The following is a 14,183-nucleotide window of genomic DNA, read 5'->3' on the forward strand; positions in this document are numbered from 1 at the left end:
AAAACGTTTATTGGGGCTTTTTATGTATAGTTACAAAACTTTGAACGATGATCAATTACGATTGAAATAAGTCAAAAGTGCTTGTAATTGTTTTAAATTCAACACTTTTTTCAACTCTTCCTCTGGAGCTTCTTTGATTTTCTTAACAGACTTAAAAGTTGTCAGTAATTTTTCCACTGTTGTTTTCCCGATTCCTGGAATTTCCTCCAATTCTGAAACAAAAGTTTTACGACTGCGCTGATTCCTGTGAAAGGTAATCCCAAACCGATGGGCTTCGTCCCGCAAGTGTTGAATAATTTTCAAGGTTTCCGATTTTTTATCCAAATAGAGTGGATATTGGTCCCCTGGATAATATAATTCCTCCAATCTTTTAGCAATACCAATTACAGTCACTTGTTTTTCTATCCCAAGCAATCTTAAGCTTTTCAGTGCTGCACTTAACTGCCCCTTTCCCCCATCAATTATAATCAACTGCGGCAATCCTGCGTCTTCATCAAGAACACGCTTATATCGCCTGTATACAGCTTCCTCCATCGTTGCAAAATCATTCGGACCTACAACAGTTTTTACGTTAAAATGGCGATAATCTTTTTTTGAAGGTTTAGCATCTTTAAACACAACAATAGCCGATACAGGATAACTACCTTGAATATTAGAGTTATCGAAACATTCGATATGTTGTGGCAATACGTTTAACCTTAAATCTTTCTTCATCTGATTTAAAATCCGATCCACACGCACATCTGGATTTAATTTTTCATAATGAAGCAATCGCTCCTTTTTAAAGAAAGCAACATTCTTCAAAGATAAATCCAATAGTTTTCGTTTCTCTCCTAACTTTGGAATCGTAAATTTAATGTGTTCATTTTCTTGTATATCCAATTCAAAAGGAACGATAATTTCTCTCGATAAGCTCTTAAAACGTTCGCGAATTTCGGGAATAGCCAAAGCGAGAAGCTCTTGTTCTGTTTCATCCAAACGACGTTTCATTTCAATGGTCTGCGTTTGAATAATAACGCCATTCATAACCTTTAAATAATTAACAAAAGCATAACTATCATCCGAAGCAATACTAAAAACGTCTACATTAGTGATGGATGAATTAACAACCGTAGATTTGCTTTGGTAGGAGTCCAACTTATCCAGTTTCATTTTAAATGCATGTGCCTGTTCAAAGTTCATATCTGAAACAGCCGCAAGCATCTGCTCTTTGATACGATTAGTAACCACGGCAATCTTACCATTCAAAATATCTTTGATATCACTAAGATTTTGATCATAATCTTCTTCAGACTGGTATCCCTCACAAGGTCCTTTACAGTTCCCTATTTGATACTCAAGGCAAATTTTAAATTTACCCCTTGAGATATTTTCCTGCGTCAATGCTAAATTACAGGTTCTAAGAGGAAATAAGTCACGAATGACATCCAAAACAATATGCATCATCCCCGTTGAGGCATAAGGTCCGTAATATCGTGACCCATCCTTAATATATTTCCGTGTCCAAAATACTCGAGGAAACCGTTCATTTTTGATAACAATCCAAGGGTAGGTCTTATCATCCTTCAATAAAACATTGTACTTAGGCTGATGCTTCTTGATAAGAGAGTTCTCTAACAACCAAGCATCCACCTCAGTATCGACGATTGTGAAAGCAATACGAGTGATCTGACGGACTAAAACACGAGTCTTACCATTTAATTGCGTTTCATTTACAAAATAAGATCCAACTCTATTTCTTAAATCTTTAGCCTTACCGATATATATCAATACATCCTGCTTATCAAAATACTGATATACGCCAGGTTTATGTGGTATCCTTTTAAGTTCTTCTTTATAATCAAACACGTTCATTCCCAATAAATAAGCCAGATAACAAATTTCGAAAAACTCAATTACCTGGCTAAATACTTATATTTTATAAAATTAAAATCCTAATCGGTCATCGTTTAAGGTTTCGGCCCCAGAACTGTCATCAACAGAACCTCCGCCACCTTCCCCATATTTAGAACAGTCCGTAACGCGACTCATTCCTCCTTCCGGAAGTTCAAAATCCCCTTTCGTATAGTTTAGTTTTTTATCCGCATACACTTTCTGCATATATAAAGCAAATACTGGCATAGCAGCAGCTGCACCTTGACCATCTTGCATATTAGCAAAACTAATACTGCGATCTTCAGCACCTGTCCAAACACCAGATACCAACTCGGGAGTTATACCTATAAACCAAGCATCCGCATTATCATTGGTTGTACCTGTTTTTCCACCTATAGGATTGGTCAAATGATATTTCCATTGAATCCTTCTTCCTGTTCCTTTGGAAACAACAGACTTTAACATATCAACAATGATATATGCCGACTCACTATTCAAGGCCTTCACCACTTTCGGAGCCTTCTCATATATTGGTGTTCCATTTTTATCTTCAATCCTAGAGATTGCGTTTGGTTCTATCCAAGTACCATGATTAACAAAAGCCGAATAGGCTCCCACCATATCAAATACCGAAGCTTCATATGCGCCAAGAGAAATGGATGGGTAATTGGGTATTTCACTCGTAATACCCATTTTTTTCGTTAATGCCACAACTGCCTCTGGGGTTACTTGACTCACTAGATAAGCTGTAGCATAGTTTTGTGATAAAGCCAACGCATTAGCCAAAGTAATTGGGTTTCCCCCTTCAGCGGTCCCTCTTGGTGTCCAGTTTCCCATAAGTCTGTTGATAATTAGGAATGTTATAACATGGAGAATAGCCATTATCAATGGCAACGGCATATGTAAACGGTTTAGCTGTTGAACCCACTTGTCGCGTACCCATCTTTACTTGGTCATACTTGTAGTGTTCAAAATTTATTCCACCTACCCAAGCTTTAATATGCCCTGTCTTTGGCTCCATGGACATCATCGCATTACGTAACATCAACTTATTATATCTAATGGAGTCTATTGGTGTCATCACTGTATCTACCGAACCTTTCCATGTAAAAATTGACATCGGTACTTTTACCTGAAATGCTTTCTTTATTTCATTTTCAGAAAGACCACTTTCCTTCAATACGCGATAGCGCTCTGATCGTCGCATTCCCGTTGTCAAAAGCTTAGCCTTATCCCCTTTAAAAGCATCCTTATTTTTCCATTGGGCATCGAATTTCACCTGCAAAGACTTCATCCACTCTTTTTGCGCTTCTTCAGCATATTGCTGCATCGACATATTGATCGTTGTATAAATTTTCAACCCATCTCTATCCAAATCATAAGCCGTACCATCAGACCTTGTAATGGATAATCGTGCAAATTCCTTTTTGATTTCTTCCTTAAGTACAGCACGAAAATAAGGTGCCAATCCTTCTCCATAGTTGGCTATCCTCAACTTTAATCCTAGTGGTTTAGCTTTAGCACTGGCCTCCTCTTCTAACGAGATGAAATTCTCTTTATTCATATTGTCTAAAACTGTATTTCTACGTATTAGCGCGTTTTGAGGATACCTTACTGGAGAGTATACCCCAGGGCCTTTTAACATACCAACCAATAGAGCTGCCTGATCAGCAGTTAACTTATCTGGAGTGGTATTAAAATAAGTACGTGCTGCTGATTTGATACCAAAGGTATTGTATGCACCAAAATCCACAGTATTAAAATACATCGTGATGATTTCTTCCTTAGTATAATTACGTTCTAGGCGGACCGCAGTAATCCATTCTTGAAATTTTTGTATAATACGTTTAGGGGCACTTTTAGCCCGACCTTCTGAAAATAAATTGAGTGCCAATTGCTGTGTTATCGTACTAGCACCCTGTTTATTACCTGTCAATGTGTGGAAAATAACTGTAATAGTACGTGTATAATCTATTCCCGAATGATTATAAAACCGTTTATCTTCCGTAGAAATCAAAGCTTGTATTAAATAAGGAGACAGCTCACTGTATTTCACGTTAGAACGATTCTGTACGTAATATGTACCTAAGACCTGATTATCCTCTGTTATAACTTCTGAAGCTAAGTTACTTTTAGGATTTTCGAGATCACTAAAAGATGGCAATTTACCAAACAAGCCCAGTCGCACACTAAATATAAATAGAAATCCAAAAGCTACTATTCCAATAATAAATTTCCAGAAGTTACGTGTGTATCGCTTAATATCTTCTGGTTGCAGTTGGTTTTTTTTTGATTCTCTCTTCATTGAACCTTATTCTTTCTCAATTTTACTTTTTAATAAATCTCATGAATTATACTCCCCGCTACAATATCAGATAATGTGCCAAAGATTATATGTATGACAACAAAGATATTACAAATATTTTGAGGAATCTTCATTCGGCACCACATCCATCAAAAAAACACAAAAAAAGATTTCATTGTTTCATTGAAAAATAGTGTCCATTATTTGATAAACTGGCTCCCATCGATAAGACAAGCATAAATATAAGAAATACGAAATTTCAAATCCCATATCAACTCTCCTCCATAATAATTTGGAATATAGTCTTAGCTTGTTATTTCAGAAATTTAGTTTAGATTTAAAAATAAATTATGGCAGCTATCTTTAGATTGATATAAATAGGAATACTTAACTTATTAAGTTTCAGGATTTGATTCTAAATTATTCAAAACCATAACAAAACAGTATGCAGGTCAACACGTCAAAAAGCTTATTCTTCATTTTTTCAACTGTACTAATAGACATTATTGGCTTGGGGATTATCATCCCAGTGATGCCCAAATTAATTGAAGAGTTAATTGGAGGCACCCTAAGCGATGCATCACGCTATGGCGGTTTGCTGATGTTTAGTTATGCATTAACCCAGTTTTTTTTTGCTTCCGTATTGGGGAATCTCAGTGACAGGTTTGGCAGAAGACCGATACTCCTAATTTCGCTTCTAGGATTTTCAGTGAATTATCTATTAATGGGGTTGGCACCTACGATACTTTGGCTCTTTATAGGCCGTTTCATCGCAGGTATAACAGGTGCGAGCTATACCGTAGCTGCTGCTTTTATTGCGGATATCAGTTCGCACGAAAAGAAAGCTCAAAACTTTGGTCTATTGGGCGCAGCTTTTGGCTTAGGGTTCATCATTGGACCATTATTAGGAGGTGTATTGGGGCATTATGGCGCCAGAATACCATTCTATGCTGCTGCTATTCTTAGTTTTATGAATTTTCTCTATGGTTACTTTTTCATTCCTGAATCCCTTAAGAAAGAAAATAGAAGACCTTTCAAGTGGAAAAATGCCAATCCAGTTGGTGCATTCAAACAACTCGCTAAATTCCCCCACTTGAAACAACTGTTTATTTGTATCTTTTTAATTAATATTGCAGCTCATGCGGTACAAAGCACATGGTCTTATTATACGATGGAAAGGTATCATTGGGATGAAAGAATGGTTGGTCTATCATTAGGTTTTATAGGGACATTACTTGCGATTGTTCAAGCTGGACTACTACGCATCATTATTCCAAAACTGGGTTTAGAAAAAAGCATTCTCATTGGATCCGCCCTCTACATGATAGCAATGCCATTAATGGGAGCTGCATATGCTCCCTGGCTACTTTTCGTTGCCATTGTCCCCTACGTTTTTGCTGGGATAACAGGAACAGCAATTCAAAGTCTTGTTTCTAATGAAACACCAGCAAATGAACAAGGCCAGATACAAGGCGGACTGACGAGTATAATCAGTCTTACTGCCATCATTGGTCCACCGGTAATGAGTTGGCTATTTGCACATTTTACCGATAAAAAAGAAGCTCTCTATATACCCGGAGCTCCTTTCTATTTGGGGTTTGTACTCACTGCAATAAGTTTTATTGTCGCCTGTTTCTTTTTCAGAAATAAAACGAAGAATTAAACTTTCTCAATTAAACAAACTGCATAAGCGACTACACCTTCTTGTCTTCCGATAAATCCCATCGTTTCATTGGTGGTTGCTTTGATGGAAATATCATCAACGGAAATACCCGCAGCTTCCGCGATCTTCTCCTTCATCTGGCCAATATAAGGCTTGATTTTTGGAGCTTCCAAACAAAGCATTGCATCTATATTTCCAATTGTATAACCTTTATCTCCGATTAATCGAACGCAATGCTTTAATAGAATTAAACTACTGATTCCTTTCCATTGCACATCAGTATTTGGAAAGTGATAACCAATATCTTCCAAATTAGCTGCACCTAATAGTGCATCGCATATTGCATGCGCTAAAACATCGGCATCTGAATGACCAAATGCACCGGCATGGTGATCCAATTCAACACCACCTAATATAAACGGATGTCCCTCCTTTATTTGATGGACATCAAAGCCAAAACCAACTTTAATTTTCATAATAGCTAAGGTAACACTTTAAATTATCTTCCTCATCATAAACTCGGTTACCAAAACAATTTGTATACTCATATATGCATACCCATAAATCTCTAAGACCAGACATCAATACGCTGTGCTTCCATCAATTTTATAACCTAATTTTAAATAAAACATGACCTATACCCGCATGTTTTACAACATAGGACTATATCCATCATTGCGAAAGAGCAAAAAAAAGCGTCTAATTTCTTAGACGCTTTTAAAAATTTCAATAATGGTCGCTACCTTAGACTGTAGTTTCTTCTTCTACAGGAGCAAATTGATCAAACAAATCATTGAAAGCTTCATAGTCATCATCACCATTTGGTTCGAAAACTTGAATACCCTTCTCATTTACATACGCAAGTATCTCTGGGTTTACACCAGCTTCTGCTATAACTGCAACATCTGTAAAATTCAACGCTCCTTTATAGATATTCACATAACTACCATCTCCATAAGGGGCAACATCATCCTTAGTCAACGCACCTTCAGGAGCTATTTCTCTGTATCTATCGCCTAGAGTTCCTGAGAACTCCTCATTATACAATGAATACATCACTTTGGCTCCCTTAAAAGTAGGGTCATCTTTATATGTTGTCTTTAAATAAGCCGGAACTAACGCTGAGAACCATCCATGGCAATGTACCACATCCGGTGACCAACCTAATTTCTTAACCGTTTCCAATGCTCCTTTACAGAAGAACACAGAACGCTCATTGTTGTCATTAAAAAATTCTCCATTCTCATCACGAAAAACTTTTTTCCGCTGAAAATAGTCTTCATTATCCAAAAAGTAAACCTGCATACGTGCCGCAGGCAATGAAGCTACCTTAATGATTAGCGGATTGTCATTGTTATCCACCACAATGTTTAAGCCTGACAAACGAATCACCTCATGCAATCGATTTCTACGCTCATTGATATTACCAAAACGAGGCATAAGAATTCGGATTTCAAATCCTTTTTCTTGCATAGCCTGTGGCAATTGACGCGTGATTTCAGAAATTTTAGTTAATTCGAGGAAAGGCGACATCTCGTGGGTTATAAACAATATCTTCGTTTTTGCCATCTCCAGTTTTTATTTATTTTATTTTTTATTAGAACAGTAAAATCGGTCTACAAAGATACATAAAATATCCCGACTATGCAATTCATTACAAATCATCGTTTTATAATCACAAATATATTCCCCACTTTTGCCCTGTATTAAAATTTCTAAAAGTGAGAATTTTCAAGACTAAAAAAGAGCTCCAAGATTACCTGGAAACAGCGCGAATCAACAAGCAAAAAATAGCTCTTATCCCGACAATGGGTGCATTACATGCGGGACATATCTCGTTATTGGATTACGCAAAACCGTTATCCGAAATCACAGTTTGTAGCATTTTCGTAAATCCTACGCAATTCAATGATCCCAAAGATTTAGAAAAATATCCAAGACCATTAGAGCAAGATATTGCTTTATTAGAAGCTGCCAAATGCGATGTGCTATTTTTACCTTCCGTCGAAGAAATGTACCCCGATCCAGACGAACAATGGCATATCAATTTAGCTGGACTTGATGAAATTTGGGAAGGTGAAATGAGACCTGGACATTTTCAGGGAGTTACCCAAGTTGTTTATAAATTATTTAGTTTAGTACAACCCGATATTGCTTGTTTTGGTCAAAAAGACTTTCAACAGGTGATGGTCATTGAACATATGATTAAAGTAAAGCAATTACCGATTACAATAGCACTCTGCCCTATCATCCGAGATGAACATGGACTTGCTTTAAGTTCTAGAAATATGCGCCTCTCTGAAAAAGGTAAGTATCAAGCTTTAGCTTTGTTCCGAACACTCCAGTTTATCAAAAACAATTTTACAAGCAAACCCTTACATGAAATACAAATACTAGCTACTGAACAGTTAGAAGCAAGCGATGGTATCGCATTGGAATATCTTGCTATATGTGAAACGACCACGTTACAGGAGGCCGATACAATTGACGCAAATAAAAAATATGTGGCGCTTGTAACAGCACGCGTAGAGGATGTACGCCTTATTGATAATATGATTTTGAATTAATTGTCACATTATACTTATTAGCTTTACATTTTTACAAGAAAAATCTAACTTTGTCACATGTTTATAGAGGTAATGAAATCTAAAATCCACCGTGTTCGGGTTACTCAAGCCGAGCTGAATTACGTTGGTAGTATCACAATTGATGAGGATTTAATGGACGCAGCAAATATTATTGCAAATGAAAAAGTTCAGATCGTTAACAATAATAATGGTGCTCGTTTAGAAACATATGTTATTCCTGGAAGAAGAGCGTCTGGTACTATTTGTTTAAATGGAGCTGCAGCAAGATTAGTTCAGGTAGGTGATATCGTTATCATCATATCATATGCACAGATGGAGATGGAAGAGGCCAAGAAACATATTCCGAGCTTAGTTTTTCCAGATGACAACAATCAACTTATAAAATAAACTCTTAAAAATAAACTTTCAATAGAAAGATACGTTTATTTTCAATAATTTAGCACTCATATTAAGCGAGTGCTTTTTTATTATCTACATGTCGAATAAAACAAATATCAGGAATATCTTAGCATCAATGCAACTTGCATTGATCAGCTTGATTATTATTTCTGGTGTTATTTTTATGCACAAAGAGGTAAAATCAAACGGGGAGATTGTCATGCACAATCACCCTTACGATTTTACAAACGATCAGCCTAGACAGCAAGAATCCGATGACCAGATTGATTTCCTAAATGTTGTCTACCATCAAAATTTTGTTCAAAGTGAATTTATAGTTTTTGAAGAACCTATTCGAACTATCTTTCATGTATATAGCTATCAAGTCTATACGCCCGTATCCTACAATCGTATAGTCAATCATGCTTTTCTTCGGGGACCCCCAAAAATTTCTTGAAATAATATAATATTTTGCATTCATCTCCAATTAAGATGAATGTTATTCGTCGTGCAATAGTATGTCGCACAACGGCCTGCTATGCCATATTCATAATTTCAAACGAAATGATGAAACCTTCAAGAGCAAACAGCAATGAAATAGACAAACTATGCCTTTATTTCATTACCGGGAATTAAAAAACCTGCTCATGATAGCTTCATGCATTTAAAACCGAGTGCAATGAGCCCAATAAAACAATGGGGCTAACACGCATCATTAAAACAACTATATTCTAATGAAAAATATCAACTTATTGATCCTCTTAATGATCATGATCAATATGCATTCCTATGCGCAACATACATTAAAAGGTAAGGTTATCAATAATGAAGGAACAGCAATTTCTGGAGCAACCATCAGCATCGAAAACGGTGATCAGATAACCTTTTCTGACACTTCAGGAAACTTTGTCTTCCAAGAACTAGATAAACAAAGACAAAGTATACAATTCAAAGCAGTCGGCTATCAAACCTTAAAACAAACGATATTCCTTACGGACTCTACCGTTCATTTCCGCTTAAACACGGACAACCTGCATCTCAATGAAGTTGTTGTGAGTGCAACACGCTATGGCGTAAGTAAAAAAGAAGCCCCGGTTATCGTACAAGTCTTAGGACCTAAACTTTTTCAAGCCACACAGTCAGTTGCTATGTCCGAAACTTTAAACTATCAACCTGGGGTACGTGTGGAGAACAATTGTCAAAACTGTGGCTTTTCACAAGTCCGTCTTAACGGTTTAGAAGGTGCTTATTCTCAAATTCTGATCAACAGTCGTTCGGTATTCAGTGCATTGAATAGCGTATATGGATTAGACCAACTTCCGACCAGTATGATTGACCGTATAGAGGTGGTTTCGTAGTGGAGGGTCAGCCCTATTTGGGGCAAATGCGATTGCTGGAACAATCAATATCATTACGAAAGAACCTGTCGAAAATGATTGGCAAATTAAGTCCACCAATTCGTTGATAGGTGGCAGCAGCTGGGATAACACAGTGGACTTCAATACCTCATACGTGGACGAAGACTTAAAGACAGGAGTCACTTTCTACGGCATGCACCGCAATCGCCAGCCCTATGATAAAAATAAGGATGGATTTTCAGAGATTACAGAACTTAATAATACCACTTTCGGAACGAAAGCATTCTTCAAGCCATCGGATGTCAATAAGATAACCGTAGATTTTAGTACCGTTCAAGAGTTTCGAAGAGGTGGTGACCAGTTCAATAAATCGCCACATTTTACAGCAATTACAGAACAATTAGAGACCAATTCGCTTATTGGAGGGTTGACCTATGATCATTATCTCGCAGACTATAAACAAAAAATATCAGTTTATGCATCAGGTCAAAAGACAACACGTAAAAGTTTCTATGGAGGATTAGGTGAGTCTCCTACAGCAGTAGATAGCTTAAGAGCAGCCAATTCTTATGGCAATACGGATGATGCATCCTTCGTGACTGGTACCCAGTACACCAATAATTTTGAAGATGATGTATTCACTGCTGGCATCGAATTCAATTACAACAACACGAATGATCAGATTCCAGGATATCAACGTATCATCGACCAAAAGACAAAAGGTTTAGGAACTTATGCGCAGTACGAGTGGAAACCATTAGCTGCTTTTAAAGCATTAATTGGTATGCGATACGATCACGTATTTGTCGACGGTCAATACCATTTGCAAGACGTAGAACGTAGCAGCAAAAAGAATTTTGGTTCGTGGAATCCACGTTTAACTATCTTGTACGACATCAATAATAGCATTCAATTCCGTGGTGGATATGCTCGTGGATTCCGAGCTCCACAAGCCTTTAATGAGGATATGCATGTAACTTCTATTGGGGGAAAACAAGTTTTTGTCCTAATTGGTGAAAATCTAAAAACCGAATACTCTAATGCCTATACGGGCTCATTGAACTTCAATAAAAACTTTGGTACGACACAAACAAGTCTTCTAGTTGAAGGCTTCTACACACAATTGAATAATCCATTTACCACGATTCTGACATCTGAATCCAATGATATCATGATTGAGGAAATGCGAAATGGAACAGATGCTCATGTTTTTGGTACAAACCTAGAACTTAACATTGCGCCATCAGGAGTATTTACCTTTCAAGCTGGAGGAAACCATTCAACGGTCACAGTTTCAATCAGCACAATTGATTGCCGAAGCTAAAACTGGTCAAGAAGCAATCTTGTCCAAAGATTTCTTACGTACACCAAATGTATATGGCTATTTAAATGCCAATTGGAAAGCAACAAAAAAATTCGCTGTTGATGTAACGGGGGTTTATACCGGTAAAATGAAAATCTCGCATATACAACAAGAAATCATGAGCTTAAAAAACACGGTTGATTTTATGGAACTCAATACACGATTGGGGTACACATTTGCAGTACATAAAGATTTTAATCTCGAACTATTTGCTGGGGTTCAAAATATGTTCAATGCTTTTCAAAAAGATTTTGACAGTGGTGCTAATCGCGATTCTAATTATGTTTATGGACCAACAAAGCCGCGAACGATTACATTTGGTATTAAAATTGGACATTTTCACTAATGCGTATCTTCTTTACAATAATACTATTCATTTTCTTGCGCCTACCTATACAGGCGCAAGAAATAGAATGGCTATCATTCCCACAACTTTCAGACTCTTTAGATGTAAATCCAAAACCCGTATTCTTATTTTTTCATACCGATTGGTGCAGTTATTGTCGAAAAATGGAGAAAGATGTATTCACAAATAAAGAAGTAATTAAAATATTGAACAATCAATTTTATGCCGTAAAATTTGATGCAGAAAGTAAGGAGTCATTTATTTTCGATGGACAATTACTCAAAAACAGCAACCTGCAATCAAAAGCATCATTACATGAAATTGTTGTTCTATTAGCATCTAGAAGAGAAGGATTTGCTTTTCCCACAACTTTAATTTTTGATAAAAACTTTCGAGTGATCAAACGTAAATTCTCCTATTTATCCAGTAAAAAATTGCTTGACTTATTAAAAATACATTAACCATGCGTTCTAGTATTTTGGATACATAAATGCCTCTTTGGGTAGTTTCTTCCATCGAGAGGTTTTTTTTGAGGAAATAAAAGGCTAACTAATCACTATTTTTAATAACACATTTACAATAATGTCAAATTTTTCTTTATGAACTTGTAGCACATTTTAGTGATGGAACGTTTAAGTTTATATAATCAAATTAATACGTACATAATTTTATGAAAAATTTTACAAAAATTTTACTTGCATTTTTATGCATAGGCTTAGTTTTCGCATCTTGTAATAAAGATAACTTCGATTATGAGCAAGCTGAAAAAGATCAAATTGAAAGAAACAGAATAGAAAAAGCACGTATCGACTCTTTAAAAAAGATACAAGCTCCAATTTTAAGAGACTTTGCAATTAACAAATGGGGTGATAAAGCAGAGTATTCCGACTCTACAGGCATTTGGTTTGTTAAAGAGTTAGCTACAGGAAACGACACGCCATTCGCATATACAGGTACCATAGGTTACTATGGACCACAAATAAATTCTTGGTCAGCAAGTGTAAATTTCAAAGGTGAGTTGATGGACGGTAAAGTATTTGACAAAAGTTCAGACGGAATTCCGAAAAATTACAGCAACATCAACCAAGCAATTACCGTTTATAAACAAGCATGGATTCAAGCATTTATACCTACAGTTGTTAATATTCAAGGTAATGATGTGAGATTCGAAGGATTATTAGCTAAAGGTTTACAAAAGGGTGATAAAATTAGCTTCATTTCACCTTCATACTATACTTTCGATCAAGAAGAGTACACGAAAGGTAGCGAAAAGGTAACAGTTCCTAAAAACACTCCTGTTGTATATACAATTGAAGTTACAGCACTTGGAACAGCTACAACAAACTAACTCAATTATTTTAAGAAATTTAAGCCATTTTTCATTTATGAAAAATGGCTTTTTTTGTATCAAACAATAACATAAGTTTTATAATTATAATTAACAAGAATTGCTAATTTACAGGATATTTTATTTTAAAATACGAATGCTACAGAATCAAACACATTTAGCATATTGAAAATCAACCCACAAAAGAAAATGTAGGATGATTAAATTAGCACATAATAGATACTAAATGATATCTCTAATTTTCATTACTTTTACATTTTGTAGCAATTCAGTAATCTCACACGTTTTATAAAAAAAACTTTATTTATTAAATTTTATGAAAAATTTTACAAAAATACTATTTGCAATGTTGGCAGTTATTATTGCTTTCGCATCTTGTAGTAAATCTGACGACTATGCAAAAGTAGCTGAAGAACAAAGAATTAAAGATTCAATCAATAATGCTCGTATTGAAAGAATTAAAGCAGAACAGGCTCCCCAATTGAAATCTTTTGCGATTAAAAGTTTTGCTAATCCAAAAATAGACTCTGCAACAGGGATCTGGTATGATTTAATTGCAGAAGGTGAAGCTGATTCTTATACTTACCAATTCTACTCTGATGGCAGACTCATCTTCCCAATTACTACGGTAAATTATAAAGTAACGTTATTAAATGGTGAAAACATTGGAGCACTTGTTGATGAATCTAAAGAGGGTACTCCTGCGAGGTTTTCAACAGGTAACGTTATCCCTTTCTGGCAATTAGCTTTTTTTCCAAAAAAGTTATCTTTCCAAGGTCAAGAAATAAATATAGGTGGATTAACACTAAAAGGATTAAAGAAAGGAAGCAAAATAAAAGCTGTTGCTCCATCCCCTTACGGATATGATGAAACTGCAAATGAGAAGGTTCCTAAAAACTCTCCTTTATATTCTGAAATTGAAGTTATCTCTATTAATAACTAATAACAAATAACAAAAC

The 14,183-nt window shown here is 35.9% G+C and carries 13 protein-coding genes and 1 pseudogene; 10 read left to right on the forward strand and 4 right to left on the reverse strand.

Annotated features, from left to right (window positions below):
* Nucleotides 1–51 precede the first annotated feature (51 nt).
* Both uvrC and ACFX5U_RS18730 read right to left on the reverse strand, forming a co-directional pair.
* Nucleotides 52–1,854 (reverse strand): excinuclease ABC subunit UvrC, encoded by a 1,803-nt coding sequence (gene uvrC, locus ACFX5U_RS18725; protein WP_400261722.1) that lies wholly within the window; start codon nt 1,852–1,854, stop codon nt 52–54.
* A 72-nt stretch (nt 1,855–1,926) separates the two neighbouring features.
* Nucleotides 1,927–4,180: pseudogene (locus ACFX5U_RS18730) on the reverse strand (transglycosylase domain-containing protein).
* A gap of 445 nt (nt 4,181–4,625) precedes the next feature.
* Here ACFX5U_RS18730 and ACFX5U_RS18735 point away from each other — a divergent pair.
* Complete coding sequence (locus ACFX5U_RS18735) at nt 4,626–5,843, forward strand: TCR/Tet family MFS transporter (protein ID WP_038700972.1); 1,218 nt, start codon at nt 4,626–4,628, stop codon at nt 5,841–5,843.
* Here the strand turns inward: ACFX5U_RS18735 and ispF are convergent.
* The gene (gene ispF / locus ACFX5U_RS18740; RefSeq protein ID WP_038700974.1) at nt 5,840–6,319 is read right to left on the reverse strand and encodes a 2-C-methyl-D-erythritol 2,4-cyclodiphosphate synthase; all 480 of its coding nucleotides are present in this window, start codon (nt 6,317–6,319) and stop codon (nt 5,840–5,842) included. The two genes, ACFX5U_RS18735 and ispF, sit on opposite strands and share 4 nt — an antisense overlap.
* Nucleotides 6,320–6,587: 268 nt before the next feature.
* Nucleotides 6,588–7,412: a glycogen/starch synthase gene (locus tag ACFX5U_RS18745; RefSeq protein WP_038700976.1), complete on the reverse strand. Its 825-nt coding sequence runs from the start codon at nt 7,410–7,412 to the stop codon at nt 6,588–6,590.
* A gap of 152 nt (nt 7,413–7,564) precedes the next feature.
* Between ACFX5U_RS18745 and panC the strand changes: the two genes are divergently transcribed.
* The 9 genes from panC to ACFX5U_RS18790 all read left to right on the forward strand — a co-directional run bounded on the left by panC (nt 7,565) and on the right by ACFX5U_RS18790 (nt 14,167).
* The gene (gene panC, locus ACFX5U_RS18750; protein ID WP_400261723.1) at nt 7,565–8,410 is read left to right on the forward strand and encodes a pantoate--beta-alanine ligase; all 846 of its coding nucleotides are present in this window, start codon (nt 7,565–7,567) and stop codon (nt 8,408–8,410) included.
* Nucleotides 8,411–8,467: 57 nt separating this feature from the next.
* Nucleotides 8,468–8,818: an aspartate 1-decarboxylase gene (panD, locus tag ACFX5U_RS18755; protein WP_038700979.1), complete on the forward strand. Its 351-nt coding sequence runs from the start codon at nt 8,468–8,470 to the stop codon at nt 8,816–8,818.
* Between the two features lie 88 nt (nt 8,819–8,906).
* Nucleotides 8,907–9,266, forward strand: coding sequence for a hypothetical protein (locus ACFX5U_RS18760; RefSeq protein WP_235212292.1), 360 nt, complete (start codon nt 8,907–8,909; stop codon nt 9,264–9,266).
* A gap of 277 nt (nt 9,267–9,543) precedes the next feature.
* The gene (locus tag ACFX5U_RS18765; RefSeq protein WP_400261724.1) at nt 9,544–10,167 is read left to right on the forward strand and encodes a carboxypeptidase-like regulatory domain-containing protein; all 624 of its coding nucleotides are present in this window, start codon (nt 9,544–9,546) and stop codon (nt 10,165–10,167) included.
* Between the two features lie 154 nt (nt 10,168–10,321).
* Nucleotides 10,322–11,491 (forward strand): TonB-dependent receptor plug domain-containing protein, encoded by a 1,170-nt coding sequence (locus ACFX5U_RS18770; protein ID WP_400261725.1) that lies wholly within the window; start codon nt 10,322–10,324, stop codon nt 11,489–11,491.
* Nucleotides 11,475–11,876, forward strand: coding sequence for a hypothetical protein (locus tag ACFX5U_RS18775; protein ID WP_400261726.1), 402 nt, complete (start codon nt 11,475–11,477; stop codon nt 11,874–11,876). Before ACFX5U_RS18770 ends, ACFX5U_RS18775 begins: the two co-directional genes overlap by 17 nt.
* A gap of 35 nt (nt 11,877–11,911) precedes the next feature.
* Entirely contained in the window at nt 11,912–12,337 is a 426-nt protein-coding gene (locus ACFX5U_RS18780) for a thioredoxin family protein (RefSeq protein WP_400261727.1), read from the forward strand.
* A 209-nt stretch (nt 12,338–12,546) separates the two neighbouring features.
* Nucleotides 12,547–13,224 (forward strand): FKBP-type peptidyl-prolyl cis-trans isomerase, encoded by a 678-nt coding sequence (locus ACFX5U_RS18785; RefSeq protein ID WP_280565458.1) that lies wholly within the window; start codon nt 12,547–12,549, stop codon nt 13,222–13,224.
* A 316-nt stretch (nt 13,225–13,540) separates the two neighbouring features.
* Entirely contained in the window at nt 13,541–14,167 is a 627-nt protein-coding gene (locus tag ACFX5U_RS18790; protein WP_280565456.1) for an FKBP-type peptidyl-prolyl cis-trans isomerase, read from the forward strand.
* Nucleotides 14,168–14,183: the final 16 nt, after the last annotated feature.

Source organism: Sphingobacterium sp. SG20118, from assembly GCF_044740685.1.
Classification (GTDB): domain Bacteria; phylum Bacteroidota; class Bacteroidia; order Sphingobacteriales; family Sphingobacteriaceae; genus Sphingobacterium.

Bases quoted from the DNA above. Each gene is read 5' to 3' on its own strand.
- uvrC (WP_400261722.1), bottom strand. From the start codon at position 1,854: ATGAACGTGTTTGATTATAAAGAAGAACTTAAAAGGATACCACATAAA.
- ACFX5U_RS18735 (WP_038700972.1), top strand. From the start codon at position 4,626: ATGCAGGTCAACACGTCAAAAAGCTTATTCTTCATTTTTTCAACTGTA.
- ispF (WP_038700974.1), bottom strand. From the start codon at position 6,319: ATGAAAATTAAAGTTGGTTTTGGCTTTGATGTCCATCAAATAAAGGAG.
- ACFX5U_RS18745 (WP_038700976.1), bottom strand. From the start codon at position 7,412: ATGGCAAAAACGAAGATATTGTTTATAACCCACGAGATGTCGCCTTTC.
- panD (WP_038700979.1), top strand. From the start codon at position 8,468: ATGTTTATAGAGGTAATGAAATCTAAAATCCACCGTGTTCGGGTTACT.
- ACFX5U_RS18760 (WP_235212292.1), top strand. From the start codon at position 8,907: ATGTCGAATAAAACAAATATCAGGAATATCTTAGCATCAATGCAACTT.
- ACFX5U_RS18765 (WP_400261724.1), top strand. From the start codon at position 9,544: ATGAAAAATATCAACTTATTGATCCTCTTAATGATCATGATCAATATG.
- ACFX5U_RS18785 (WP_280565458.1), top strand. From the start codon at position 12,547: ATGAAAAATTTTACAAAAATTTTACTTGCATTTTTATGCATAGGCTTA.
- ACFX5U_RS18790 (WP_280565456.1), top strand. From the start codon at position 13,541: ATGAAAAATTTTACAAAAATACTATTTGCAATGTTGGCAGTTATTATT.